Below are 26010 nucleotides of genomic sequence, written 5' to 3' on the forward strand. Positions count from 1 at the left end.
GCTCGTCCAGCGCCTCGCAAGGCGCCCCCAATCCCAATTGTCAGCCCAGCGTCTGCTCGACGCGCGTCACTTCCGGCACATAGTGCTTGAGCATGTTCTCGACGCCCGACTTCAGGGTCGCCGACGAGGACGGGCAACCCGAGCAGGCGCCGCGCATGTGCAGCCAGACGACACCGGTCTTGGGCTCGAAGCGCGAGAAGACGATGTCGCCGCCGTCCTGGGCCACGGCCGGACGGATGCGGGTGTCCAGCAGTTCCTTGATCTCGGCGACGATCTGCGAGGACTCCTCGTCGTAGTCGCCCTCGTCGTGACCATCACCGCTGGCGGCGTCCAGCATCAGCGGCCGGCCGCTGGTGAAGTGGTCCATGATGGCGGCCAGGATCGGCGCCTTCAGATGCGGCCACTGGGCTTCGTCGCCCTTGGTCACGGTCAGGAAATCGGGACCGAAGAACACCCGCGTCACGTCGCCCAGGTCGAACAGGGCCTTGGCCAGCGGCGAGGCGTCGCCCTCTTCCGGGGTGCGGAACTCGCGCGCGCCCTCACCCAGCACTTCGCGGCCGGGCAGGAACTTCAGGACCTCGGGATTGGGCGTGGTTTCGGTCTGAATGAACATGGCCGACAGATGGACCTGACGAAGGCGTGACGCAAGGGCGACGCATAGGCGCATTTTAAAAGTGACACCGGCGTCATCTTCTGGCGATATGGCCGAAAGAACAACGATCCTTGGGAGGATCCACGATGAGCGACGGTTCAGTTGACCTGAGGGAAGCGGCGCGCGCCAAGGCCTACGCCATCCCGCTCGAGGACTATCACGTGGCGGACCCGGCCCTGTTCCAGGCCGACGCCATGTGGCCCTATTTCGAGCGTCTGCGGAAAGAGGACCCGGTCCACTGGTCCAAAGGCGACGAGGAGATCGGGCCCTACTGGTCGATCACCCGCTACAACGACATCATGACCGTCGACACGACCCATCAGGTCTTCTCGTCGGACGCCCATCTGGGCGGCATCACCATCCGCGACTTCGACGAGGACTTCGTCCTGCCGATGTTCATCGCCATGGACCAGCCCAAGCACGACATCCAGCGCAAGACGGTCAGCCCGATCGTCTCGCCGGCCAATCTGGGTCGCCTGGAAGGCATCATCCGCGAGCGGGTCTGCCAGATCCTGGATGCGCTGCCGATCGACGAGCCGTTCGACTGGGTCGACAAGGTCTCGATCGAGCTGACCACCCAGATGCTGGCCACCCTGTTCGACTTCCCGTGGGAAGACCGCCGCAAGCTGACCCGCTGGTCCGACGTCGCCACCGCCTCGCCCGAAAGCGGCCTGGTCGAGAGCGAGGAAGCCCGTCGCACAGAGCTGCTGGAGTGCCTGGGCTACTTCACCAATCTGTGGAACGAGCGCGTCAACCAGACCGAGCCGGGCGAGGACCTGATCTCGATGCTGGCCCATGGCGAGGCCACCCGAGACATGCCGCCGATGGAGTATCTGGGCAATGTCATCCTGCTGATCGTCGGCGGCAACGACACGACCCGCAACTCGCTGACGGGCGGCCTCTACGCCCTGAGCAAGAACCCGCAGGAAGAGGCCAAGCTGCGCGCGGATCCTTCACTGATCCCCAACATGGTCTCGGAGATCATCCGCTGGCAGACCCCGCTAGCCCACATGCGCCGCACGGCGCTGGAGGACTTCGAGCTCAGCGGCAAGACCATCAAGAAAGGCGACAAGGTCGTCATGTGGTACGTCTCGGGCAACCGCGACGACACGGTGATCGAGGACGCCGACGCCTTCATCATCGACCGCGCCCAGGCCCGTCGCCACCTGTCGTTCGGCTTCGGCATCCACCGCTGCGTGGGCAATCGCCTGGCCGAGATGCAGCTGAAGATCGTCTGGGAAGAGGTGCTGAAACGCTTCCCCCGCATCGAGGTCCTGGAAGAACCCAAGCGCGTCTACTCGACCTTCGTGAAGGGCTACGAGCGGATGATGGTGCGGATCCCGGAGCGGGTTTAGGCCAGCGCTTCGATATCCGCGTCCGTCAGGTCGCCGGGCACCACGGTGACCGGCAGCTTGCGGCCCGAGAACCCGACACCCTCCTTGGCGATCGCCGAGATCAGGGGGCCGGGGCCGCGGCCAGAGGTCGAGGCGGCCAGGATCAGGATCTTGATGGTCGGGTCAGCGGCGACCACAGCCTTCAGGGCGGCGCGGACGCTGTCAGCGTGCTTGATGATGAACTCGGGCGGCAGGCCGGTCTCGGCCACCACCTGACCGGCCAGGCTCTGCAGCAGGGCCTCGGCCTCGGCCCGTTCCTGGCGCTCGATCTCCTCGCGCACGCCGCTCCAGTGCTCAAACTCGGCCGGCGCGATGACCTTCAGCATGGCCACGTGACCGCCAGTCGAGCGCGCCCGTCGGCAGGCGTATTTCAGCGCCGCGGCGAACTCCGGGCTGTCGTCGGCGACGACCAGGAACTTGCGGCGGCCGGTGGAAGCGGCGTCGGTCATGACGTGAGATGACGCCGCTTCAGCCCAGACCTCAAGCCCCCCAGAAGCCGACCAGCTTCTTGACCTCGGCCAAGGTCGGGGCGGCGGCCTCGCGGGCCTTCTGAGCGCCCTTGGCCAGGATGGCGTCCAGCACCGCCGGATCGCCCAGCAGGCCGCGCATCCGCTCGCCGACCGGGGCCAGCTTCTCGACCGCCAGCTCGGCCAGGGCCGGCTTGAAGGTCCCGAAGCCCTTGCCGGCATAGTCGGCCAGAACCTCGGCTTTCGTCTGGCCCGACAGGGCGGCGAAGATGCCGACCAGGTTGTCGGCCTCGGCGCGGGCGCTCAGCTCTTCCAGGGTCTCGGGCAGCGGTTCGGGGTCTGTGCGGGCCTTCTTGACCTTGGCGGCGATGGTGTCGGCGTCGTCGGTCAGGTTGATGCGGCTGTAGTCCGACGGGTCGGACTTGCTCATCTTGGCCGAGCCGTCGCGCAGGGACATGACCCGCGCGCCCGGCCCCTGGATCAGCGGCTCCGGCTGCGGGAAATAGGCCGGGACGCCGCCGGGAATGCCGAAGTCGTGGTTGAACTTGCCGGCGATGTCGCGGGTCAGCTCCAGGTGCTGTTTCTGGTCCTCGCCCACCGGCACGTGGGTGGCCTTGTAGACCAGGATGTCGGCGGCCTGCAGCACCGGGTAGGTGTAGAGGCCCACTGAACTGCGCTCCTTGTGCTTGCCGCTCTTCTCCTTGAACTGGGTCATCCGGTCGAGCCAGCCGAGGCGCGCGGTGCACTGGAAGATCCAGGCCAGCTCGGCGTGCTCGCGCACGGCCGACTGCGGAAAGATCGTCGCCTTGTCCGGGTCCAGGCCCGAGGCGATGTAGGCGGCGGCGATCTCGCGGGTCTGCTGGGCCAGCAGCGCCGGGTCCTGCCAGACGGTGATGGCGTGCAGGTCGGCCACGAAGATGAAGGTGTCGATCTCGTGCTGCAGGCGGGTGAACTTCACCAGCGCGCCGAGATAGTTGCCCAGGTGCAGGGCGCCCGAGGGCTGGACGCCCGAAAGCACGCGGGACGGACCCGTATAAGTGGCGGGAGCTTGTTCGGTCATGGCTTCAGCCTTGGCTGTAGAAATCTGGAAATGGCGAGGCGCAAAGGTGCGGTCCGCGCCGAAGCGCGGCGATCAAGGTCAGTTGGAGCCGCGCCATCGCGCAGCGAGGAGACCGATCAGAGCCATGCCCTGCTGGTTAGCCCCAGGCTGGACGCGGATCAAGCCTTGCCCCTCCTTAAGGCCGCCTTCAGCTCGGCCGGCTTGACGCCGCCGAACAGGAACAGCAGCGGCGGATAGACAGCGAGACCGGCGAGACAGGTCAGGGCCAGGGCGAATTCCTTGGCGCCGATCGCGTGGCCGGTGAGGCCGATCCCGCGCAGCGGCGCCTCGATCAGAGGCCGCCAGTGCGAGGCGGCAGCCAGCAAGAGACCCATGCCCAGGCTGGCGATCAGGATCCGCGCCAGTCGCGACCAGGTGTCGAGCGAAGGGTTGTAATGACCCTTGCGATAGAGGCCGAAGGCCATCTGGCCGACATTCAGCCACGAGGCCACGGCGGTGGCGGCGGCGATGCCCTTCACCCCGAACAGGTTGAAGAAGGCGATGCCCAGAACGATGTTGACGGCCACTGAGACCAGGGCGAAGCGCATCGGGCTCTTGGTGTCGCCGCGCGCGAAGAAGGCCCGCGAATAGAGCTGCTGCAACACGAAGGCCGGGGTGCCCAGCCCGTAGAAGAACAGCGCCGACGCCGTCTGGCTGGCGTCGAAGGCGGTGAATTCGCCGCGGGTGTAGAGGCCGTCCGACAGGAAGCCGGGCATGGCCACCAATGCCGCCGCGGCGGGAAGCGTCAGGGCCATGGCCAGGGCGATCGCCTGGTCCATCGCGCCCTGGGCGTCGGCCTTGTCCTCGGAATTGACGGCCCGCGACAGGCGCGGCAGCAGGGCGACGCCGATGGCGACGCCGACCAGGCCCAGCGGCAGCTGATACAGACGATCGGCGGTGGCCAGCCAGGAGCGGCCGCCGGGCACGTGACTGGCCAGATTGCCGGAGATGAAGATGTTGACCTGGGTGGCGCTGGCCGCCAGGGCGCCGGGAATGGCCTTGCCGATCAGCTCGCGCACTTCGGGGGTGAGGCGCGGCAGCCGCCAGTGGACCTTGGCCCCGGACTTGTTGACGCCCCAGACCAGCAGGGCCGCCTGGGCGACGCCGGCCACGACCACGCCGACCGAACCCCACTGGGCCGCGCCCACCGCCGTGGTCTGCGGCAGGATGAAGATCAGGGTGGCGATATTCAGCAGGATCGGCGCGCCGGCTGACAGGATGAACTTGTCGCGGGCGTTCAGCACGCCTGACAGGTGAGCGACGATGGCCATGCACGGCAGGTAGGGCATGGTGATCTGGGTCAGCAGCACCGCCAGCTTGTACTTCTCGGTGCCCCAACCGAAGCCGGGGCTGATCAGCATCATCAACCAGGGCATGGCCAGCTGGCAGATGACGGTGATGATGATGGTCGAGGCCGCCAGGGTGGCCATGGCGTCGCCGGCCAGGATGTCGGCCTTCTCCTCGCCGTCGCGCTGCAGCGACTTGGCGTAGGCCGGCACGAAGGCCGCCGCGAAGGCGCCCTCGGCGAAGAACCGGCGAAACAGGTTCGGGAACGCCAGGGCCGCGTTGTAGGCGTCCGCCGCCGGGGTGGCGCTGGCCCCCATCCGGTACGAGACGGCGAGATCCCGGAAGAAGCCCATGAACCGGCTGACCAGGGTCAGGCCCGAATAGATCGCCGACGACTTCAGCAGCCCTCCGCCCTTCTTGGCGGGCGGGGTCGAGGCGTCTGGGGCGGCGGGGGGGACGGCGTCGGTCACGTTCGGCTTCTGGGGGTTTGTGGGAGGGGCGTCAAGGTGCTGCCGATGATCCTCCCCCGCGTTGCGGGGGAGGTGGCCCGGAGGGTCGGAGGGGGCAAGCTGGGCGAACGCCGCGCTGGCCCCCTCAGTCGCTCCGCGACAGCTCCCCCGTGACACGGGGGAGCATCTTCACGCGATTGCTCGCTGAAGGCATGTAGGGAGGCGACGGAGCGGCCGGGCGAACCCGGAGACCGTAAGGTTTGTTTGTGTTTCGGCTCGCTTACCGCTCCGCCAGGCTGTTCTTGTCCGTGAGGGTGGAGGGCGTGGGCCTTATCGGCCCGGGACTCCAAGAACCCCCGGACGGGCGCAGAGCAAGTCGATCGGCTACATCCGTCTCGACCCCGACGCTCCACGATAGGCGGCTTTAACGGTCACCGCCCTGTCGCTCCGCATTGCCTCTCGACGGCCCTTTCCGAGACCCCGGATCTATCCAACGAACAGATCCCGGCCAAAGCCGCTTCGAGACCACGCGGCCCCGCTCAACCTATCCACCGTCGCCGCTTTGGGCCGGATCCAAGCGCCCTCCCCTTGCGACGGGGACCAGGTGATTATGGGGTGGCGGTGAACGCGGATGATGGAATGGTGCGTAAAATCGACAAGCGATTGATTTCGCTGACGCCGACATCACGAACGCCGAGCCTTCGGACGCTCCAATCCCCGTAAGATCCTCCCCCGCGATGCGGGGGAGGTGGCCCAGAGGGCCGGAGGGGGCTAACGCGGCCGCCTTCCAGCTAGCCCCCTCAGTCGGCTCCGCCGACAGCTCCCCCGCATTGCTGGGGAGCATCTTAATTACCGCGCCACGCTGGCCCGCGCTCGCCGTAGCCCCGGACGCGCCGCCGGCGCCCCCGCCTCGTTTTGCTCCAGGGCGGCCAGCAGGTCGGCCTTCAGGGCGTTGATCTTGCGGGTCTCGGTGATCTTTCCGCCCTGAGCGGTCTGGACATAGAAGGCGTCGACCGCGCGTTCGCCGTAACCGTCGATGTGGGCCGACTGGATGGAGAGGCCGCTGTCGGCCAGGGACTTGGCCAGGGCGTGCAGCAGGCCCGGACGGTCGCGGCCCGAGGCCTCGACCACGGTGGCGTCGTTGGAGGCCTCGTTGTCCACCACCACCGTCGGGGTGATCGAGAAGGCCGCCGCCCGCGATTGCTCTGAGCCCCGGCGCGGCTCGACGGCCAAGGCCTCGCCCCTGCCGGCGGCTTCCAGCGCGTCCGCCAGGCGACGCAGGGCACGCGGGTTCTCGCAGCCCATCGGCGCGCCGGTGACGTCCTGGACGTGGAAGACGTCCAGCGCCTGGCCCTGGCGAGACGTGAAGACCCGGGCGCCGACGACATTGCCGCCCAGCGACGAGATGGCCAAGGCCAGGTCCGCGAACAGGCCGCGCCGGTCCTGGGCGGCGATCACGATCTCGGCGGCGTTCTGGCCGGGCCGAACCCGACCCTCCGCGGCCGCCCCGCCCTGGATCGCCGCCCGACGCGCCAGGCCGGCATGCTCCAGCAGGTCCTCCGGTGGGAAGGCGCTGAAATAGGCGTTCTCCATCGAGGTCGCCCAGCCCATGGCCGCCGGATCGGTCTCCAGCAGCGCCGCCCGGGCGGACTCGGCCGCGCTCTCCTGGTGGCGCACGACGTTGGCGGCGGCGTCCTTGCCGCGCCCGCCGCGGAACACCGCCTCGGTGGCGTTGTAGAGCTCGCGCAGCAGCTGGCCCTTCCAGCCGTTCCACACCCCCGGGCCCACGGCCCGGATGTCGGCGACGGTCAGCACCAGGAGCAGGCGCAGGCGCTCGGGGTTCTCGACGATACGGGCGAAGGCGGCGACGGTGCCGGGATCGGAAACGTCGCGCTTCTGGGCGAAGTCGCTCATGACGAGATGGTTCTCGACCAGCCAGGCGACCAGCTCGACCTTGCGCCGCTCGATCCCTAAGCGCTCGCAGGCGCTACGGGCGGCGCGGGCCCCGGCCTTCTCCTGGCCGCCGACCCCACCCTTGCCGGTGTCGTGCAGCAGCATGGCCAGGAACAGGGCCTCACGGTCCTCGATCAGCGGCATGATCGACACCGCCAGCGGATGGTCCTCGGCCAGGCGGCCGGCGGCGATGTCGCCGATCACGCCCATAGCCCGCAGGGTGTGCTCGTCCACCGTATACGAGTGGTACATGTTGAACTGCATCTGGGCCACGACCCGGCCGAACTCGGGAATGAACCGGCCCAGCACCCCGGCGTCGTTCATCAGCGTCAGGGTGCGATAGCTGCGCTTGCCGCGCGCCAGCAGATCCAGGAAGGTCGCCGCCGCCTCCTCGTCGCGCCGCACCTTGGAGGTGATCAGCGACAGGCTGCGGGTCACGGCCGTGAAGGCGTCCGGGTGCAGGTCAAGGTCGCGCTCGTCGGCGATCTTGAACAGTCGGATCAGGTTGACCGGGTCGGCCTCGAAGATCGACTGATCCTCGATGTTCAGGCGCCCGCCGTCCTCGTAGAAGCCCTCAACGTCCAGCGCCTTGCGCTTGGGCCGCGCGCCGGGGATGAACCGCGAGATGCCCTTGGGCTCGTTCTTGAAGTGCTCGGCTTCCAGCTTGGCCGAGAAGGCGCGGGTCAGGGCCCCGACCTCCTTGGCGATCAGGAAGTAGCGGCGCATGAACCGCTCGACCGCCGGCGCGTCGCCGCGGTCGCCATAGCCCATGCGGCGGGCGATCTCGGGCTGCAGGTCGAAGGTCAGCCGCTCCTCCGGCCGGCCCGTCGTGAAGTGCAGGTGCGCCCGCACCGCATGCAAAAAGTCGAAGGCCCGGATGAAGGTCTTGATCTCGCGGCTGGAGAAGATCTCCAGCTTGAAGACGTCCTCGGGCTTGTCGACGGGGTGCAGATATTCGGCGATCCACATCAGGGTGTGGAGGTCGCGCAGGCCCCCCTTCCCTTCCTTGACGTTGGGCTCGACCATGTAGCGGCTGGCGCCGGCCCGGGCCTGACGGTCGTCGCGCTCCTTCAGCTTGGCGGCGACGAATTGGGCGCCGGTGCCCTTCACCACGTCGTCGCGGAAGCGCTTCTTCAGGTCCTCGGCCAGGCGCTCGTCGCCGGTCAGCCGGCGGGCCTCCAGGATCGAGGTGCGGATCGTGAAGTCTTCCTTCGAGAGGCGCACGCACTCCTCGATGGTGCGCGAGGCGTGGCCGACCTTGAAGCCCAGGTCCCACAGCGCATAGAGCATGAACTCGATCACGCTCTCGACGTGCGGCGTCTGCTTGTAGGGGCGCAGGAACAGCAGATCGATGTCGCTGAACGGCGCCAGGGTCGAGCGGCCGTAGCCGCCGACGGCCAGCAGGCACAGGCGCTCGCCCTCGGTCGGGTTGCGGGCCCGGAACACGTGCACCGTCGTGAAGTCGTAGAGGGCGGTGATCACCTCGTCGGTGACGCCGCTGATCAGGCGGGCGGTCTCGACGCCGCTGGCGCCGTTTTCCAGCCGCTCCTTGGCGATCATCCGGCCGCGAAAAAGCGCCTGTTTCAGGATCTCGATGGCCCGCGCGCGCTGGTCGGCCTCGTTGCCGATGGCGTCGAGCGCGGCGGCCGAAAGCCGCGCACGCAGGGCGTGACCGTCGACGACATGTTCCAGGCGGGTGGGGCGAAGGCGACGGGGCATAATGGCTATATAGAGCTTTCCGCTAGGTCTTGAGCAGACCCTTCAGGCGATAGAGCGCCTCCAGGGCCTCGCGGGGGCTCATGCCGTCAACGTCCAGATCGCTCAGCGTATCCTCGACGACGCTCGGCGCCGCTTTGGAAGGCGCCTGGGTCTGGGCTGCAGCTTGGCTGACGGCGAACAGCGGCAGGTCGTCCAGCTTGGCCGGCGACTGGTCCTTGCTCTCCAGGCGATCCAGCACCTCGCGGGCGCGGACGACCACGGGACCGGGCACGCCGGCCAGCTTGGCCACCTGCACGCCGTACGAGCGGTCAGCCGGGCCGGGCGCGGCCTCGTGCAGGAAGACCAGATCGCCGTTCCACTCCTTGGCCCGCAGGGACAGGTTGGAGACGTAGGCCATCCGCTCTTCGAGCGTCGCCAGCTCGTGATAGTGCGTGGCGAAGAGAGCGCGGCTCTGGTTGGTGTCGTGCAGCGCCTCGGCGCAGGCCCAGGCGATGGCCAGACCGTCATAGGTGGCCGTGCCGCGACCGATCTCGTCCAGGATGACCAGCGAGCGCGGACCAGCCTGGGTCAGGATGGCCGCGGTCTCGACCATCTCCATCATGAAGGTCGAGCGGCCGCGCGCCAGGTCGTCGCCCGCGCCGACACGGCTGAACAGGCGATCGACGACGCCCAAACGGAAACTGGCGGCCGGCACATAGCATCCCGACTGGGCCAGGATCGCCAAGAGGGCGTTCTGGCGCAGGAAGGTCGACTTACCGGCCATGTTCGGCCCGGTGACGATCGACAGCCGCGCCCCGGTCTCGCCCGAGGCGTCCAGGCAGCAGTCGTTGGGCGTATAGGGATCGCCGGCGCGCTTGACGGCGGCCTCGACCACCGGGTGACGGGCGCCCTTGGCGTCGAAGGCGTAGGACTTGTCGACGATCGGCCGCACCGCATCGGCGTCCTCGGCCCACTCGGCCAGGCCCGAGGCGACGTCGATGCGGGCCAGGGCCTCGGCGGCGATCTGGATGGCGTCGGCCAGGGTGCGGGCCTGCTCGCGCCAGTCCTCAAAGGCGGCGACCTCCATGGCCAGGGCGCGCTCGGCGGCCTGGGCGATGCGGGCGTCCAGGTCGGCCAGCTCCACCGTGGTGAAGCGCACCTGGTTGGCCAGGGTCTGGCGGTGAATGAAGGTGGCGTTCAGCGGCGGCTGGAACAGCGGGTCGGCCTTGCCGGCCGTGGCCTCGACGAAATAGCCCAGCACGCCGTTGTGGCGGATCTTCAGCGGCACGCCGCTCTCGACGGTCAGCTGGGCCTCCAGGGCGACGATGACCTTGCGGCTGTCGTCGCGCAGGCCGCGCGCCTGGTCCAGCTCGGGCCGGATGCCGGCGGCGACGAAGCCGCCGTCGCGGGCCAGGGCCGGCAGGTCGGGGCCGAGGCCCTGCTCCAGGATCTCAAGGTACTGCGACAGCCCCTCGTGCAGCGCCGGGGTCAGGGCCTTGAAGGCGTGCTCCAGCTCGAACGGCGGCGGCGACAGCGGATCGGGCGAGCCGCCCGCCATGCCGGCCAGGCGCTCGCCGACCTTCAGCGTGTCGCGCAGGCACCCCAGGTCGCGCGGACCGCCCCGGCCCAGAGCCAGGCGCGACAGGGCGCGGGCCATGTCGCCAGAGCCCTTCAGCACTTCGCGCAGACGCTGGCGCAACTGGCGGTGCTCGACGAACCACTCGACGGCGTCCAGGCGCTGGTCGATGGCGGCGGTGTCCAGCAGCGGCCGGGCCAGGCGCGAGGCCAGCATCCGCGCCCCGCCCGAGGTCACCGTGCGGTCGATGCAGGCCAGCAGCGAGCCGTTGCGGTCGCCGGTCTGGGTGCGGTCGATCTCCAGGCTGCCGCGTGTGGCCGGGTCGATGGCCATGACGTCGGCGTCGGCCGCGCGACGCGGCGCGCGCAGCGCCGGCAGCTTGCCGGCCTGGGTCATTTCCAGGTGGGCGGCGATCAGGCCCAGGGCGCCGATCTCGGCCGGGGTCAGCCCGCCGAAGCCATCCAGGGTGTCGACGCCATAGAGACGCTTCACGCGGGCTTCCGACGCCTGCGGCTCGGACAGGGCCGACGGCATCGGCTGGACTAGGCCGCCGCAGATCTTCAGCGTCTGGGAGAGGGTGTCGTCCGACAGCAGGCGGTCGGCGACCAGGGTCTCGGACGGCGCCAGGGCCGCCAGGATCGGCGCGACGCCTTCCTTGGCCAGGGCGAAGACCTCGACCTCGCCGGTCGACAGTTCGACCGACGCCACGGCCGCCTGGCCGGCGCGAATGGCCACGGCCGCCAAGCGGTTGGCGCCGCGCGCGTCCAGCAGGCCGTCCTCGGTGAGGGTGCCGGGCGTCACGACCCGAACGATGTCGCGGCGGACCACCGACTTGGAGCCGCGCTTCTTGGCCTCGGCCGGGTCTTCCATCTGCTCGCAGACGGCGACCTTGAAGCCCAGACGGATCAGCTTGGAGAGATAGGCCTCGGCCGCATGCTGCGGCACGCCCGCCATCGGGATCGGCTGGCCCGCATGGGTGCCCCGGAACGTCTGGCTGATGCCAAGAGCGGCGGCGGCGCGATAGGCGTCGTCGAAGAACAGCTCATAGAAATCGCCCATGCGGAAGAAGATCAACGCATCGGGCTGCCGCGCCTTCATCTCGAAGAACTGCTGCATCACCGGCGTCGCGCCGGTGGGGTCGAGAAGGTGCGCAGGGGTCGAGGTGTGGGCGTTCATGACGCGCGAAACTACAGAGCGTCGCGGGTGGCGTTAAGGGGCGAGATTAAGGAATTTCGGGGATGGATCAGCTCCCCGTCACCTCTTCCCAGAAGCGCTTCGCCTTGCCGACGAAGTTCGCCGACTTGGGGTTCTGGGTTTCGCCGCACAGGCCGGCCAGTTCGCGCATCAGTTCCTTCTGGCGGGCGGACAGGTGGGTCGGGGTTTCGACGAAGAGTTCGACCACCAGGTCGCCGCGCTGGCGGCTGCGCAGGGACGGCATGCCCTTGCCCTTGAGACGGACGGTCTTGCCGGTCTGGGCGCCTTCGGGGACGGCGACGGTGATCTTGCACTCGCCGTCGCAGGTCTCGCCGCCCAGCAGGCACGGGGCTTCGATCTCGCCGCCCAGGGCGGCCGTGGTCATCGGCACCGGCACGGTGCAGAGGAGGTCCAGGCCATCGCGCTCGAACAGTTCGTGCGGGATCACCGACAGGAAGATGTAGAGGTCGCCGCGCGGGCCGCCGCGGCCGCCCGCGTCGCCCTCGCCCGCCAGGCGGATGCGGGCGCCGTCGTCGACGCCGGCCGGGATGCGCACCGACAGGATGCGCTCGCGGCGCACCTGGCCGTGGCCGTGACAGTTCTGGCAGGGATCCAGCACCAGACGGCCCGAGCCGCCGCAGCGCGGGCAGCCGCGCTCGACCGCGAAGAAGCCTTGCGTGGCGCGGACGCGGCCAGCGCCGCCGCATGTGCCGCAGACGGTGGGATTGGTGCCCGGCTTGGCGCCCGAGCCCTCGCAGACCTCGCAGGTCATGGCGGCGGGGACGGTGATCTCGACCTCGGCGCCGGCATAGGCCTGCTCCAGGGAGATCTCCAGGTCGTAGCGCAGGTCCTGGCCGCGCTGGGGACCGTTCGACTGGCGACGACCGCCGCCGAACATTTCGCCAAAGACGTCCCCAAACACATCATTGAAGATGTCGCCGGCGTCGAAGCCCTGGCCGCCGAAGCCGCCGGCGCCGCCTTGCGGACCGTTGACGCCCGCATGGCCGAAGCGGTCATAGGCCGCGCGCTTCTGCGGGTCGGAGAGGACGCTGTAGGCCTCGTTGATTTCCTTGAACCGACCGGTCGCGTTTTCGCAGCCGCCGTTACGGTCGGGATGGTGCTCCATCGCCAGCTTGCGGAACGCGGACTTCAGACCAGCTTCGTCGATGGTCCGGGTCACGCCGAGAATTTCGTAATAGTCGCGCATCGTCAGCGTCTGGCGCCCAAAAGGCCCACGAAAGTGGCGTTGATATCAGGAGAGGTGGGATAGCGCGCGGCCCGGCGCAAGGCGTCTTCGGGCGGAGCGTCAAGAGGTCGCGGCTGCGGAACAGACCTTGAGAGCATGTTCCGCAGCGCGCGCATGGCGAATTACTTCGCCGACTTGTCGTCGTTGTTGTCGACTTCCTCGAACTCGGCGTCGACGACGCCATCGTCCGCGGCCTCGGCGCCTTCGCCATCCGAGCCCTGCTGGGCCGAGTACATGGCCTCGCCCAGCTTCATCGAGGCCTGGATCAGCGCCTGGGTCTTGGCCTGGATGGCCTCGACGTCTTCGCCTTCCAGAGCGGTCTTCAGCTCGGTAACGCCGGTTTCGATCGCGGTCTTTTCAGCCGCGCCGACCTTGTCGCCGTATTCGGTCAGGGCCTTCTCGGTCGAGTGCAGGATCGCCTCGCCCTGGTTCTTGGCCTCGACCAGCTGCTTCTTGCTTTCGTCCGCGGCCTTGTTGGCCTCGGCTTCCTTGACCATGCGCTCGATGTCCGCGTCCGACAGGCCGCCATTGGCCTGGATACGGATCGAGTGCTCCTTGTTGGTCGCCTTGTCCTTGGCGTGGACCTGGACGATGCCGTTGGCGTCGATGTCGAAGGTGACTTCGATCTGCGGCACGCCGCGCGGGGCCGGCGGGATGCCGACCAGGTCGAACTGACCTAGCACCTTGTTGTCGACGGCCATCGGGCGTTCGCCTTGGAACACGCGGATCGTCACGGCCGACTGGTTGTCGTCAGCGGTCGAGAAGGTCTGCGAGCGCTTGGTCGGGATCGTGGTGTTGCGTTCGATCAGCGGGGTGAACACACCGCCCAGGGTCTCGATGCCCAGGGTCAGCGGGGTGACGTCCAGCAGCAGCACGTCCTTGACGTCGCCTTGCAGAACGCCGGCCTGAACGGCCGCGCCCAGCGCCACGACTTCATCGGGGTTCACGCCCTTGTGGGGTTCGCGACCGAAGAAGTCCTGCACCGCCTGCTGGACCTTGGGCATGCGGCTCATGCCGCCGACCAGGATCACTTCGTCGATGTCGCTCTTCTTCAGGCCGGCGTCCTTGAGGGCCTGTTCGCACGGACCGATGGTGCGGGCGATCAGGTCGTCGACCAGGGCTTCCAGCTTGGCGCGCGACAGCTTGATGTTCAGGTGCAGCGGACCCGAGGCGTTCATGCTGATGAACGGCAGGTTCACTTCGTACTGGGCGACCGACGACAGTTCCTTCTTGGCCTTTTCGGCCTCTTCACGAAGGCGCTGCAGGGCCAGCTTGTCCTTGCGCAGGTCGACGCCCTGCTCCTTCTTGAACTCGTCGGCCAGGTAGTCGACGATCCGAAGGTCGAAGTCTTCACCGCCCAGGAAGGTGTCGCCGTTGGTCGACTTCACTTCGAAGACGCCGTCGCCGATTTCCAGGATCGAGACGTCGAACGTGCCGCCGCCCAGGTCGTAGACGGCGATCTTCTTGCCGTCGTTCTTGTCCAGGCCATAGGCCAGGGCGGCCGCGGTCGGCTCGTTGATGATGCGCAGGACTTCCAGGCCGGCGATCTTGCCGGCGTCCTTGGTCGCCTGACGCTGGGCGTCGTTGAAATAGGCCGGGACGGTGATGACCGCCTTGGTCACCGTCTCACCGAGGTGAGCTTCCGCGGCTTCCTTCATCTTCTGCAGGATGAAGGCCGAGACTTCCTGCGGGCTGTAGTCCTTGCCCTGGGCCTTGACCCAGGCGTCGCCGGTCGGACCCTTGACGATCTCGTAGGGCACCATGCCCTTGTCCTTCTCGACCACCGGGTCGCTCGCGGTGCGGCCAATCAGGCGCTTGATCGCGAACAGGGTGTTGGTCGGGTTGGTCACGGCCTGGCGCTTGGCGGGCTGGCCGATCAGGCGCTCGCCGTCTTCCTGGAAGCCGACCACGGAAGGGGTCGTGCGAGCGCCTTCGGCGTTCTCGATCACCTTCGGGTTCTTGCCGTCCATGATGGCCACGCACGAGTTCGTGGTGCCAAGGTCGATACCGATAATCTTGCTCATCTTCGTACCTGTCGCTCCTGTAGGCGGACGGCGGTGACAAGGGCCTTCTCTGAAGCGCCCCGGTTTTTCTCGCTCCGTCCCCGTGGTTCGCACTCTCTCGGGTTTACGTTCCACATCCTGTTCCGTCGGCGAAAGCCGAGCGGGCAGAATGCGTTGTGCGAAGTCGACGAGCCCGTCAACCCCGCTTCGAAGGCGGATATGGGGGACACCTGCTGGGGCGCAAGGTCATAACCCCATACGACTAAGGGGAAATTGCCGAAATGCCGCAGAAAAGTGGCCGCGCTTGCGAAAAGCGCGGCCACGAAAAGGCTATATCTGTCGGGTGCTTAGTTCGCCTTGGCCGCCCAGGCCGTGATCGCCGGCAGGCGCTGCTCGCGGATCTTGGCGCGGTTCATGACCGCCGCCGCGGCCTTGTCGGCTTCCTTGCGCGATCCTTCGGCGATGTTGGCCGCAGCATAGGCCTTGATCTTCTCGGCCATGGCCGGGGTCGAGGCCCCGGCGCCCAGACCCGGGATGAACCGGGTGCGGGCGCTGTTGTCGACCTTCTCGTTGACCTTGTCCTTGTTGGCCACGGCCCAGTCGAAGGCCAACTCCGGATGCTGGCTGGCCACCTTCGAGATCATGGTGCTGGACAGGGTCTCGCCCGGCTCCGGGGTCAGGGCCAGCTCCAGAGCCTCGCGGGCCAGGGCCGGATCGGCCGCACCGGCCAGCTGGGTGTAGAGCTGGGCGCGGATCAGCGGGGTCTTCTCGAGCTGGGCCTGGGCGTTCAGGAGGTTCCAGGTCACCTGGTCGGCATGCTTGGCGACGACGGCCAGGATGGTCTTGCGCAAGGGTCCGGGCACAGCGGCCGGATCGGTCTTGTCGGCGGCGTAGCGGCGGCGGGCTTCGGCCAGCACCGACGGCTCGCCCAGGTCGCCCAAGGCCCCGATCAGCGCCGCGCGCAGGATGGCGACATTGTCGCTCTCGCCGGCCTTGGCCGCCCAGCCCACCTGGGCCATCAGGGGCGAGAGGCGGGCGAACACCACCTTGCGGAACGCGGCCTGCTCGGCCGGCATGCCCTGGTAGTAGCCGTCGATGGCGCTCATCACGCTGACGATCTTGGACAGCACCTGCGGATCGGCGCTATCGGGCGTGGCCTTGGCCAGGTCGAGGAAGTCGGTGGCGGGCTGGTAGCCGGCCAGGCCCATCGACCAAGCGTCGCTCATCACGCCCAGTTGGTCGATCGACGGCAGCCTGGCGAAGTCCTTGGCGATGGCGGCGAAGTCGGCCGGACGATACTGGACGCGGAAATAGCCGCTCTGGCCGGCGTTGACGACGACCGGGCCGCAGCCGTCGACCGTGACCGAGCCCTTGCCGCCGGTGACCAGGGTCTTGGCCTCGCCGCCGCCGATCGCCTTGACGGTGACGGGAACGCGCCACGTCAGCGGCTTCGCGTCGGGCGCGTCTTTGCTGAACTGGCCTTGCGTCAGGGTCAGGGTGGTCTTGCCGGCCGCGCAGGTCGCGTTGCTGACGGTGATCAACGGCACGCCCGGCTGCAGGGTGAAGTCGTGGGCGATGTCGAGGATCGGCTTGCCGGCCGCCTTTTCGACGGCGGTCCACAGATCGTCGCTGACCGTGTTGCCATGGGCGTGCTTCTGCATGTAGGCGCGCACGCCGGTCCGCCAGGCGTCGGCGCCGACATAGCTTTCCAGCATGCGGATGACGGCCTCGCCCTTCTGGTAGGTGATGGCGTCGAAGGCCTGACTGGCCTGCTCGACGGTCTCGACGTGCTGCACCACCGGGTGGGTGGTGACCAGGGCGTCCAGGCCCATGGCGTATTCACGACCGCCGACCGCGGCCAGGGCCGAGTTCCATTCGGGGTGGAAGTGCTCGGTGGCCCGGCCTTCCATCCACGAGGCGAAGCCTTCGTTCAGCCACAGGTCGTCCCACCAGGCCATGGTGACCAGGTCGCCGAACCACTGGTGGGCCATCTCGTGGGCCACGGTGGTGAAGACGTTCTTCTTGTCGGTCTGCGTGGAGATCGTGGGGTCCAGCAGCATGGCGTATTCGAAGTAGAAGATGGCTCCCCAGTTCTCCATGGCGCTGAAGAACTGGCTGCGGCCGGGGGCGGCGATGTTGTCCATGGCCGGCAACGGATAGGCCGTGCCGAAATAGTCGTTGAACCAGGGCAGCAGGTCGGCCGCCGAGGTCAGGGCGAACTGCGCCTTCGGGGTGTCGCCCTTCTTGGTGACCACGCCCACGTCGACGCCGGCGACCTTGGTGGTCTTCCGATCGAACTCGCCCAGGCCGAAGAACAGCAGATAGGTCGACATCTTCGGCGAGGTCGCGAACTTGACCAGGGTCTTGCCGCCGCCGAGGTCCTTCGAAGACGCGATCGGCATGTTGCCCAGCGCCATCTGGCCGGTCGGGATCGTCGCCTCGACGCTGTAGGTCGCCTTGTAGAACGGCTCGTCCCACGCGGGGATGAAGCGACGGGCGTCGGAGTTCTCGAACTGAGTGTAGAGCGCGCGCTTCTTGCCGGTCTCGGTCTCATAGTCGAGGGCGAACAGGCCGGCGGCCTGTTTGTAGATCTTGCCGGCGTAGTCGATTTCCAGGACGTACTTGCCCTTGGCCAGCGGCTTGGCGAACGTGAAGGCGGCGGTCTGGGCCGCGTCGTCGACCTTGATCGTCGCGGCGCCGATCCCGGCGATCTGCGCCTTGGCGAAGGTCAGGTCGGCGGCCTGCAGGGTCACGGTGCTGGTCGGCTCGACCACCTCGATGGCGATCTTCACCTTCGCGGTGAAGGCCATCTTGTCGGCGTCGGGCATGAAGGCCAGATCATAGTGCGAGGGCCGGACGTTGCGCGGCAGCTGGGTAGTGACCGAGGCGAAGGTCGCGCCCTTGGAACCTGCAGCGGGAGCCTGGGTGGCGGCGAAGGCGCTTCCAGCGGCCAAAAGGATCACGGCGGCGGCCGCGGAGGACATAAGACGACGCATGTTGAGCCCTGGATTGGAAAATTTGGCCGGCCTTACCCGGAGGCGCGAACCAACACCCTCCGTCGCGACGCCGCGCGTTAATTATCGGTAATGTCCCAGCCGCTCACCGTCATTCCGGGTTTCGACCTCTGGCCCGGCCTGCTGGACCTCCCAGCCCAGAAGGCGCTGGTCGAGGCCGCCCTGGCCGCCGCCAAGGCCGCGCCGTTCGCGCACTACGAGACCGGCTACGGCAAGGCGATGAGCGTGGCCATGACCGCGTTCGGCCCCCTGGGCTGGACCAGCGACAAGACCGGATACCGCTACGCCGAACAGCATCCGGCGACGGAGCGCCCGTGGCCGGCCATGCCGCAGGTTCTGCTCGATCTCTGGACGGCGCTGGGGTCCCCGGATGTCCCGCCGGACTCGTGCCTGATCAACCTCTATCGCGACACCGCCCGCATGGGCCTGCACCAGGACCGCGATGAGGCCGACCCGGCCTTCCCAGTGCTGTCGATTTCGCTGGGCGACACGGCGGTGTTCCGGATCGGGGGGACCAGCCGCAAGGACCCGACGCGGAGCCTGAAGCTGAGCTCCGGCGACGTCTGCCGTCTTTCAGGTCCGGCGCGGCTGGCCTTCCATGGCGTGGACCGGATCCTTCCAGGTTCGTCGGGCCTGGTCCCAGGCGGCGGGCGGATCAATCTGACGCTGAGACGGGCGCGGTAGGACGGCGCCCCACACGAAAAAGGCCGCCCCTTTCGGAGCGGCCCCCTTGTCTCGTCGGTAACCGGCGCCCCGGCCTCGCCCAGATCAGCCGCGCAGCTTGCGGGTGATCACTTCGAGGTCGTGGTTCAGGGCGCTGTCTTCGGCGCGCAGGGCTTCGATGCGGCGCACGGCGTGCAGGACCGTGGTGTGGTCGCGGCCGCCGAAGCGACGGCCGATGTCCGGCAGCGAACGGGTGGTCAACTGCTTGGCCAGCCACATGGCGGCCTGGCGCGGACGGGCCACGGCGCGGTTGCGGCGCTCGCTGAGCAGGTCGGCCTGCTTCATGCCGTAGTGCTCGGAGGTCGCCTTCTGGATGTCGTCGATGGTGATGCGCTTCTCGGCCGTGCGCAGGTGCGGGCGCAGGATGGCCTGCACCTCGTCCAGGCTCAGGCGCGACAGGCCCTCGCCGGCGCGGGCCGACAGGGTGTTCAGCGCGCCTTCCAGCTCGCGGACGCTGTCGGTGAAGCGGTCGGCCAGGAACTGCAGCACGTCCGGGCGCATGGTGGCGTCGAAGCCCTGGGCGCCGGCCAGGGTCTGGATCTTGCGCTCCAGGATGCCGATGCGGAGGCTGCGGTCGGCCGGCTCGAGGCCGCAGACCAGACCCGCCGACAGGTGCGAGCGCAGGTGAGCGTCCATCTCGGTCATGGCCGACGGCGGACGGTCCGCCGAGAACACCACGCGGCCGCCTTCACCGACCAGGGCGGTCAGGGTGTGGAACAGCTCTTCTTGCGTGGACTGCTTGCCGGCGATGAAGTGGACGTCGTCGATGATCAGCAGGTCGGCCGTGCGCAGCTCTTCCTTGAAGGCCGCCGTCTGGCGATCCATCACGGCGCGCACGAAGGTCGACAGGAAGCGCTCGGCGGTCAGGTAGACAACGCGCTTTTCCGGCGCATTGCGCATGGCTTCCCAGGCCAGGGCGTTCAGCAGGTGGGTCTTGCCGAAGCCGTAGGGGCCGTGGAACAGCACGGGATTGAAGTGGCCGTCGGCCCAGTTGGCGATCCGGCGCGCCACGGCGTGGGCGAACTCGTTGGCCGGACCCGGGACGAAGGTCTCGAAGGTGAAACGCTCTTGCAGACCCTGGGTGCGCGACTTCGCGCTCGTCGGGGCCAGGACCGCGGTGTCGCTGGACACGGGCAGGACGATTTCGATCGGCTCGGCGGCGATCGGAGCAGCCTTGGGGGCGGCCTCCACATAGGCGCCGCCAGAGCTGGCTTGCGCGGCCTCGAACTCCAGGCGCGACTTCAGATCGATCCGACGACCGGTCGCGTCGTTGGCGGCCCACAGCTCGCCGATACGGCGCCAGGCGCTGCGACGGATCCAGTCCCGCGCGATGCCCGTCGAGGTCACCACGACGACATCGCCGGAAGCAGCCTCACGCAGCATCGCCGGTGCAATCCATGACCCAAAGGCCGCATCGCCCAGCTCGCGCTTCAACGCCACACACACTTTCGACCACACGGTCGCGGCGGGCTCACAAGCCACCGCAATCGCCGTCGAGAAGTCCTGGCTGGCCACCCCGCCCTTCATCGTCATTCGTCCACCGCCTTGCACAAAAACAACCGCCGCATGAATCCGGCGCTCGCCCCCCATGGCGCTCGACCGGCATTCCTCAACGCGCACAGGTTCTTACTCGGCGAACACAGTTGTTCCGCCGCCGCCTTGTTTTTCCAAGACTGGAGAAGCGTTGAGGCGCTTAAACTAGCCACCGGCCCGGGCCGGTCAAACGGAAAACTTGAGTCCGATCGCGGATATTTCTGTTGACTCGCGAGCGCGCCTCGCCCGCCAAGGGAATAGTGAAGTCCGCTGATCAGATCACAGATTGCAACGACAAAAGCAGAGCGTTGAATCCATAGAAAAAGCCGACCAGGCTTACCTGATCGGCTCTTCTAAATACTTGAATTCGCTGGACGAACTACGTTCGTCAGAATTCTGGACTAGGCTGCGGCCTTATCCAGCTTCTTCAGGCGAGCCGCCAGACGCGACACCTTCCGCGAACCCGTGTTGGGGTGAACGACGCCCTTCGAGACAGCGCGCATCAGCTCCGATTGAGCTTCGACAAACGCGGCCTTGGCGACAGCCACATCGCCCTTGGCGATGGCGTCTTCGAACTTGCGCAGGAAGGTGCGCACGCGCGAACGACGGGCGGTGTTGACTTCGGTGCGACGAGCGATCTTGCGGATCGCTTTCTTGGCGCCGGGATTATTGGCCATAGGTTGGACCTTCAAACGGACAGCCCGCGGGCGGCCGCGAAGCAAGGGGAAATCGAGCGCGCGGATATACGGGAAGCGCTGGCCGGGGTCAACGGTCCACAGGCGAAATCCTGCGGGCCGCTCTCACGCAAACGATTACTTTCCCGAGAACGCCGGTTTGCGCTTCTCGACAAAGGCCGCCATGCCTTCCTTCTGGTCCTCGAAGGCGAACAGCGAGTGGAACAGGCGCCGCTCCAGCGCAACCCCGGTCGTCAGGGTCGTCTCGTAGGCGGCCTCGACCAGTTCCTTGTTCATAGCCACGGCCAGCGGCGACTGGGCAGCGATCTTGGCGGCCACGGCCAGGACCTCGTCGACCAGGCTGTCGGCCGGGAACACCCGCGAGACCAGACCCGAGCGCTCGGCCTCGGCGGCGTCCATCATCCGGCCGGTCAGGATCATGTCCATGGCCTTGGACTTGCCGACGAAACGGGTCAGGCGCTGGGTGCCGCCGATGCCGGGCGCGACGCCCAGATTGATCTCGGGCTGGCCGAACTTGGCGGTGTCGGACGCCAGGATGAAGTCGCACATCATGGCCAGCTCGCAGCCGCCGCCCAGGGCGTAGCCGGAGACGGCGGCGATGATCGGCTTGCGGCACTGCTCGATCGCCCGCGCGCCCGCCGTAAAGAAGTCAGCCTTGAACATCTGGGCGTAGGTCTTGTCCGACATCTCCTTGATGTCGGCGCCGGCGGCGAAGGCCTTGGCCGAGCCGGTCAGCACGATGGCGCCCACCGCGTCGTCGGCGTCCGCCACGGCGAGGGCCTGGGCCAGTTCACCCAGCAGCGTAGTATTAAGTGCGTTCAGGGCTTCGGGCCGGTTCAGCCGGATCAGGGTGACGCCAGGCGCGGCCTCGGGGCGCTCCACGATCAGGGTCTGGTAGTCGGCCATCGGCGAAGTCTCCTGCTTGAGCACCATCTTTATAAGGAAGCTTTATAAGGAGGCCGGCGAGGTTGAGGAGTCCTCAGCGCGAGCGGGCGCGCCCAAAGCCCATAAAGGGTTTCACAGACCCGTCATGACGAAGCCCTAGCTTGCCGGCTTCTGGGGATATGCATAGAGACGCGTCCATGAGTGAGATCGCCATTGAGCCGGGGGCGGTCGCACGTCCCGATCTGGACAAGGGGCTCGGCGTCGCCGGCCGCCTGGGCATGGGGGCCGCCATCCTGGTCACCCTCGCCTACGTCGCCTGGAGCGTCTATTCCGACGCCGAAGCCGCCGGGGTCGGGATCACGGCCTTCCTGCCGTTCGCGATGCTGTTCCTGGCGCTGCTGATCGCTTTGGGCTTCGAGTTCGTCAACGGCTTCCACGACACCGCCAACGCCGTGGCCACGGTGATCTACACCAACTCGCTGCCGGCCAATGTGGCCGTCGTCTGGTCGGGCTTCTTCAACTTCCTGGGCGTGCTGCTGTCGACCGGCGTGGTCGCCTTCGGCATCATCTCGCTGCTGCCCGTCGAGCTGATCCTGCAGGTCGGCTCCAACGCCGGCTACGCCATGGTGTTCTCGCTGCTGCTGGCGGCGATCATCTGGAACCTGGCCACCTGGTACTTCGGCATCCCGTCGTCCAGCTCGCACACCCTGATCGGCTCGATCATCGGCGTGGGCGTGGCCAACGCCATGATGCACGGCCGCAGCGGCACCGCCGGCGTCGACTGGACCAAGGCTTCCGACATCGGCAAGGCCCTGCTGCTGTCGCCGCTGGTCGGCTTCACCCTGGCCATGCTGCTGCTGCTGGCCATGAAGGTGCTGGTTCGCAACAAGGCGCTCTATGAAGAGCCCAAGCCCGGCGTCGCCCCGCCGATGTGGATCCGCGGCCTGCTGATCTTCACCTGCACCGGCGTCTCGTTCGCGCACGGCTCCAACGACGGCCAGAAGGGCATGGGCCTGATCATGCTGATCCTGATCGGCACGGTGCCCACCGCCTACGCCCTGAACCGCGCCGTGCCGCAGGCCTATGTCTCGGAGTTCCACGCCAGCTCGACCGCCGTCGCTGGCATTCTCACCGCCCGCGCGCCCGGCGACGCCGCCATGGAGACGCCCGTCCAGGCCCGCCAGGCGGTCACCCGCTACATCGCCGAGAAGACCTATGCGCCGAACGTGGCTCCGGCCATGGCCGTGCTGGTCACCGACATCGACCGCCAGGTCCAGGAATACGGCTCCCTGGCCAAGATCCCGGCCGCCTCCGTCGGCAACGTCCGCAACGACATGTATCTGGCCGCCGAAGGCGCCAAGCGCCTGACCAAGGAGCCGGGCCTGGCCTTCGCCGACGCCGACAAGACGGCGCTGAACGAATACCGCGCCGACCTCGACAAGGGCACGCGCTTCATCCCGACCTGGGTGAAGATCGCCGTGGCCTTCGCCCTGGGCCTGGGCACCATGATCGGCTGGAAGCGGATCGTGATCACGGTCGGCGAAAAGATCGGCAAGTCGCACCTGACCTATGCGCAGGGCGCCTCGGCCGAGCTGGTGGCCATGGGCACGATCTTCGCCGCCGACGGCTTCGGCCTGCCGGTCTCGACCACCCACGTGCTCAGTTCCGGCGTCGCCGGGACCATGGTCGCCAACAAGGCCGGCCTGCAGATGTCGACCCTGCGCAACCTGCTGATGGCCTGGGTCCTGACCCTGCCGGTCTCGATCCTGCTGGCCGGCGGCCTCTACTTCGTGCTGTCGAAGGTGTTCTAGGCCGGGTCTCTGGACTCGATCATTCCGACCTTCAGGTCGCTGGCGGTGTAGACACAGACGCCGTCAGCGATCAGCCGGCCATTGGCCAGGCCCAGGGCCAGCTTGCCGCGCCGCACCTGCCGCAGGCTGACCTCGTAGCGCACCAGCGTCGTCGCCGGCGTAACGTCGCCGCGGAACTTGACCTCACCGACGCCGAGCGCACGGCCCTTGCCCGGCGATCCCGACCAGCCCAGCCAGTAGCCGATCACCTGCCACATGGCGTCCAGGCCCAGGCACCCGGGCATGACCGGATCGCCCGGGAAGTGGCAGGCGAAGAACCAGAGGTCGGGCGTGATATCCAGCTCGGCCGCCACGAAGCCCTTGCCGAAGTCGCCGCCGTCCAGGCTGATCTCGGTGATCCGGTCCATCATCAGCATCGGCGGGGCCGGCAGCTGGGCGTTGCCCGGGCCGAAATAGCCGCCCAGGCCCGACTGGATCAGGTCGGCCTTGGCATAGTGGTCCTTGGGCGTGTGGTGGTCGTGCGGATTGGCCATGTCGTCCCTCCCCCAATAGGTTCTTGGAGGACGCAGCGCCTCCTTGTCAGCGGAAGCTGCGGGCGCCGGGGAGGGATCGTCAAGATTGCGCGATCAGACCTGACACACGGGGCAGAAGAAGGTCGAACGGCCGGCCTGAACCTCGCGGGCGATGACGCCCTTGCAGCCCGGTGTCGGACACGGTTCGCCCTCGCGGTCGTAGACGCGGAAGCGGTGTTGGAAATATCCCAGCGCGCCATCGGCGGCGGCGAAGTCCTTCAGGGTCGAGCCGCCAACCTCGACGGCCTCGGCCAGGACGTCCTTGATCGCCGCGGTCAACGGATCGAGCCGCTTCTTGGCGATGCCGCCCGACGGCTTGAACGGCGAGATGTGGGCGCGGTGCAGAGCCTCACACACATAGATGTTGCCCAGGCCCGCGACGGTTTTCTGATCCAGCAGCAGGGTCTTGGGACCTTGCTTGCGGTTGGCGAAGGCCTTTTCCAGCGTCCTGGCGTCGAAGCCCTCGCCCAGCGGCTCGGGGCCCATGGTCGCGAACCAGGGATGGCGGTCCACGCGGTCGGTGGGGATCAGGTCCATGAAGCCGAACCGGCGCGGGTCGTAATAGGTGACGGTCGCACCCTCTTCCGTCTCGAAGACCACGTGGGCGTGCTTGTCGTCGGGCTTGACCTCGCGGGCGAAGTCGCCGGGCCGCACGGCCCCTTCCGGCGCGGCGATCTCAAAGCGCCCGGTCATGCCCAGGTGCATCACCAGGGTGTCGCCGCGATCCAGAGGGGCCAGGATATATTTCGCCCGACGGTCCAGGCGCAGGATCCTTGCGCCGGTCAGCCGCTGGACGAAACCGTCAGGCAGCGGGAAGCGCAGGTCGGGCCGATTGGCGCGGACGCGGGCCAGCCGCGCGCCGGACAGGGCGGGCTCCAGGCCGCGGCGGACGGTTTCCACTTCGGGCAATTCGGGCAAGGATCATTCCTTAAGGCGATGACGAGACGCGTGAGCCGGTCTAAGAGCGGACGTTCATATAGTAGAGCGCGACCCAAAGACGTCATGAGCAACTCGGCCAGCTTCGGATTCAAGGATGTCGACGCCTCGCTGAAGGCGGGCATGGTGCGCGGTGTCTTCGACCGCGTCGCCAAGAACTACGACATCATGAACGACCTGATGAGCGGCGGCGTGCACCGCCTCTGGAAGGACGCCGTGGCCGCGCGCCTCAATCCGCAGCCGGGCGAGGTGATCGTCGACTGCGCCGGCGGCACCGGCGACATGGCCCGCCGCTTCGCCAAGATGGCCCGTAACGCCCAACAGCGCCGCGGCGGTCCGGACGCGACGATCAACATCGTCGACTACAATGCCGAGATGATCATGGCCGGCATCGAGCGTGGCGGCGAACCGGAGATCACCTGGACCGTCGGCGACGCCCAACGCCTGCCGCTGCCGGACGCCTATGCCGACGCCTATGTCATCTCGTTCGGCATCCGCAACGTCACCGACATCGACGCGGCCCTGCGCGAGGCCCGCCGGGTGCTGAAGCCCGGCGGCCGCTTCCTGTGCCTGGAGTTCTCGCGACCGGTGACCGAGGCCTTGGCCAAGGCGTACGACGCCTACAGCTTCAAGGTCATTCCGCAGGTCGGCGAGTGGGTCGCCAAGGATCGCGACGCCTATCAATACCTGGTCGAGAGCATTCGCCGCTTCCCCGACCAGCGCGCGTTCGCCGGCATGATGGAAAACGCCGGCTTCAAGCGGGTGACCTTCACCAACTTCACCGGCGGCGTCGCGGCTCTGCACCAGGGCTGGGCGCTCTAAA

Annotated in this window: 18 protein-coding genes; 4 read left to right on the top strand and 14 right to left on the bottom strand. The window is 67.8% G+C overall.

Features of this window, described 5'->3' with window-relative positions; translation table 11 throughout:
- Positions 1 to 40: 40 nt before the first annotated feature.
- Positions 41 to 613: a NifU family protein gene (locus E1H18_RS09490; RefSeq protein WP_172266726.1), complete on the bottom strand. Its 573-nt coding sequence runs from the start codon at positions 611 to 613 to the stop codon at positions 41 to 43.
- A 125-nt stretch (positions 614 to 738) separates the two neighbouring features.
- Here E1H18_RS09490 and E1H18_RS09495 point away from each other — a divergent pair, with 125 nt between their 5' ends.
- Positions 739 to 2007, top strand: coding sequence for a cytochrome P450 (locus E1H18_RS09495; protein ID WP_172266729.1), 1269 nt, complete (start codon positions 739 to 741; stop codon positions 2005 to 2007).
- Here the strand turns inward: E1H18_RS09495 and E1H18_RS09500 are convergent.
- The 8 genes from E1H18_RS09500 to E1H18_RS09535 form a co-directional block, all read right to left on the bottom strand.
- On the bottom strand, positions 2004 to 2495 hold the full coding sequence (locus E1H18_RS09500) for a universal stress protein (RefSeq protein ID WP_172266732.1): 492 nt from the start codon (positions 2493 to 2495) through the stop codon (positions 2004 to 2006). The two genes, E1H18_RS09495 and E1H18_RS09500, sit on opposite strands and share 4 nt — an antisense overlap.
- 31 nt (positions 2496 to 2526) lie before the next feature.
- Positions 2527 to 3573 carry a tryptophan--tRNA ligase gene (gene trpS / locus E1H18_RS09505; protein WP_172266735.1) on the bottom strand — a complete coding sequence of 349 codons (1047 nt, stop codon included), beginning with the start codon at positions 3571 to 3573 and terminating at the stop codon, positions 2527 to 2529.
- Positions 3574 to 3731: 158 nt separating this feature from the next.
- Entirely contained in the window at positions 3732 to 5369 is a 1638-nt protein-coding gene (murJ, locus tag E1H18_RS09510; protein WP_172266738.1) for a murein biosynthesis integral membrane protein MurJ, read from the bottom strand.
- 828 nt (positions 5370 to 6197) lie between these two features.
- A complete protein-coding gene (locus E1H18_RS09515; protein ID WP_172266741.1) occupies positions 6198 to 9020 on the bottom strand; it encodes a [protein-PII] uridylyltransferase in 2823 nt (940 codons plus the stop codon).
- Between the two features lie 22 nt (positions 9021 to 9042).
- Positions 9043 to 11751: a DNA mismatch repair protein MutS gene (gene mutS / locus E1H18_RS09520; protein ID WP_172266744.1), complete on the bottom strand. Its 2709-nt coding sequence runs from the start codon at positions 11749 to 11751 to the stop codon at positions 9043 to 9045.
- 67 nt (positions 11752 to 11818) lie between these two features.
- On the bottom strand, positions 11819 to 12976 hold the full coding sequence (gene dnaJ / locus E1H18_RS09525; protein ID WP_172266747.1) for a molecular chaperone DnaJ: 1158 nt from the start codon (positions 12974 to 12976) through the stop codon (positions 11819 to 11821).
- A 161-nt stretch (positions 12977 to 13137) separates the two neighbouring features.
- Entirely contained in the window at positions 13138 to 15039 is a 1902-nt protein-coding gene (dnaK, locus tag E1H18_RS09530) for a molecular chaperone DnaK (RefSeq protein ID WP_172266750.1), read from the bottom strand.
- Positions 15040 to 15365: 326 nt separating this feature from the next.
- Complete coding sequence (locus E1H18_RS09535) at positions 15366 to 18014, bottom strand: M1 family metallopeptidase (RefSeq protein ID WP_172266753.1); 2649 nt, start codon at positions 18012 to 18014, stop codon at positions 15366 to 15368.
- Between the two features lie 90 nt (positions 18015 to 18104).
- On the opposite strand from E1H18_RS09535, the gene E1H18_RS09540 reads away from it, so the two are divergent.
- Positions 18105 to 18716 (top strand): alpha-ketoglutarate-dependent dioxygenase AlkB, encoded by a 612-nt coding sequence (locus tag E1H18_RS09540; protein ID WP_172266756.1) that lies wholly within the window; start codon positions 18105 to 18107, stop codon positions 18714 to 18716.
- Positions 18717 to 18800: 84 nt separating this feature from the next.
- On the opposite strand, the gene dnaA is transcribed toward E1H18_RS09540, so the two are convergent.
- From dnaA to E1H18_RS09555, 3 genes are all read right to left on the bottom strand, one after another.
- Positions 18801 to 20288 (bottom strand): chromosomal replication initiator protein DnaA, encoded by a 1488-nt coding sequence (dnaA, locus tag E1H18_RS09545; RefSeq protein ID WP_172266759.1) that lies wholly within the window; start codon positions 20286 to 20288, stop codon positions 18801 to 18803.
- 401 nt (positions 20289 to 20689) lie between these two features.
- Positions 20690 to 20965 (bottom strand): 30S ribosomal protein S20, encoded by a 276-nt coding sequence (gene rpsT, locus E1H18_RS09550; protein WP_004617408.1) that lies wholly within the window; start codon positions 20963 to 20965, stop codon positions 20690 to 20692.
- A gap of 135 nt (positions 20966 to 21100) precedes the next feature.
- Positions 21101 to 21889 (bottom strand): enoyl-CoA hydratase, encoded by a 789-nt coding sequence (locus E1H18_RS09555; protein ID WP_172266762.1) that lies wholly within the window; start codon positions 21887 to 21889, stop codon positions 21101 to 21103.
- 176 nt (positions 21890 to 22065) lie between these two features.
- On the opposite strand from E1H18_RS09555, the gene E1H18_RS09560 reads away from it, so the two are divergent.
- Positions 22066 to 23679, top strand: a complete 1614-nt coding sequence (locus E1H18_RS09560; RefSeq protein WP_206679050.1) for an inorganic phosphate transporter — start codon at positions 22066 to 22068, stop codon at positions 23677 to 23679.
- On the opposite strand, the gene fabA is transcribed toward E1H18_RS09560, so the two are convergent.
- Positions 23676 to 24212: a bifunctional 3-hydroxydecanoyl-ACP dehydratase/trans-2-decenoyl-ACP isomerase gene (fabA, locus tag E1H18_RS09565; protein WP_172266768.1), complete on the bottom strand. Its 537-nt coding sequence runs from the start codon at positions 24210 to 24212 to the stop codon at positions 23676 to 23678. The two genes, E1H18_RS09560 and fabA, sit on opposite strands and share 4 nt — an antisense overlap.
- A 93-nt stretch (positions 24213 to 24305) precedes the next feature.
- Positions 24306 to 25169, bottom strand: coding sequence for a bifunctional DNA-formamidopyrimidine glycosylase/DNA-(apurinic or apyrimidinic site) lyase (mutM, locus tag E1H18_RS09570; RefSeq protein WP_172266771.1), 864 nt, complete (start codon positions 25167 to 25169; stop codon positions 24306 to 24308).
- Positions 25170 to 25253: 84 nt separating this feature from the next.
- Between mutM and E1H18_RS09575 the strand changes: the two genes are divergently transcribed.
- Entirely contained in the window at positions 25254 to 26009 is a 756-nt protein-coding gene (locus tag E1H18_RS09575) for a class I SAM-dependent methyltransferase (RefSeq protein WP_172266774.1), read from the top strand.
- The last annotated feature ends 1 nt before the right edge of the window (position 26010 follow it).

The sequence above is a fragment of the Caulobacter sp. RHG1 genome (genome assembly GCF_013181195.1).
Lineage (GTDB): Bacteria > Pseudomonadota > Alphaproteobacteria > Caulobacterales > Caulobacteraceae > Caulobacter.

Bases quoted from the DNA above. Each gene is read 5' to 3' on its own strand.
- E1H18_RS09490 (WP_172266726.1), bottom strand. From the start codon at position 613: ATGTTCATTCAGACCGAAACCACGCCCAATCCCGAGGTCCTGAAGTTC.
- E1H18_RS09495 (WP_172266729.1), top strand. From the start codon at position 739: ATGAGCGACGGTTCAGTTGACCTGAGGGAAGCGGCGCGCGCCAAGGCC.
- E1H18_RS09500 (WP_172266732.1), bottom strand. From the start codon at position 2,495: ATGACCGACGCCGCTTCCACCGGCCGCCGCAAGTTCCTGGTCGTCGCC.
- trpS (WP_172266735.1), bottom strand. From the start codon at position 3,573: ATGACCGAACAAGCTCCCGCCACTTATACGGGTCCGTCCCGCGTGCTT.
- E1H18_RS09515 (WP_172266741.1), bottom strand. From the start codon at position 9,020: ATGCCCCGTCGCCTTCGCCCCACCCGCCTGGAACATGTCGTCGACGGT.
- mutS (WP_172266744.1), bottom strand. From the start codon at position 11,751: ATGAACGCCCACACCTCGACCCCTGCGCACCTTCTCGACCCCACCGGC.
- dnaJ (WP_172266747.1), bottom strand. From the start codon at position 12,976: ATGCGCGACTATTACGAAATTCTCGGCGTGACCCGGACCATCGACGAA.
- dnaK (WP_172266750.1), bottom strand. From the start codon at position 15,039: ATGAGCAAGATTATCGGTATCGACCTTGGCACCACGAACTCGTGCGTG.
- E1H18_RS09535 (WP_172266753.1), bottom strand. From the start codon at position 18,014: ATGCGTCGTCTTATGTCCTCCGCGGCCGCCGCCGTGATCCTTTTGGCC.
- E1H18_RS09540 (WP_172266756.1), top strand. From the start codon at position 18,105: ATGTCCCAGCCGCTCACCGTCATTCCGGGTTTCGACCTCTGGCCCGGC.
- dnaA (WP_172266759.1), bottom strand. From the start codon at position 20,288: ATGACGATGAAGGGCGGGGTGGCCAGCCAGGACTTCTCGACGGCGATT.
- rpsT (WP_004617408.1), bottom strand. From the start codon at position 20,965: ATGGCCAATAATCCCGGCGCCAAGAAAGCGATCCGCAAGATCGCTCGT.
- E1H18_RS09555 (WP_172266762.1), bottom strand. From the start codon at position 21,889: ATGGCCGACTACCAGACCCTGATCGTGGAGCGCCCCGAGGCCGCGCCT.
- E1H18_RS09560 (WP_206679050.1), top strand. From the start codon at position 22,066: ATGAGTGAGATCGCCATTGAGCCGGGGGCGGTCGCACGTCCCGATCTG.
- fabA (WP_172266768.1), bottom strand. From the start codon at position 24,212: ATGGCCAATCCGCACGACCACCACACGCCCAAGGACCACTATGCCAAG.
- E1H18_RS09575 (WP_172266774.1), top strand. From the start codon at position 25,254: ATGAGCAACTCGGCCAGCTTCGGATTCAAGGATGTCGACGCCTCGCTG.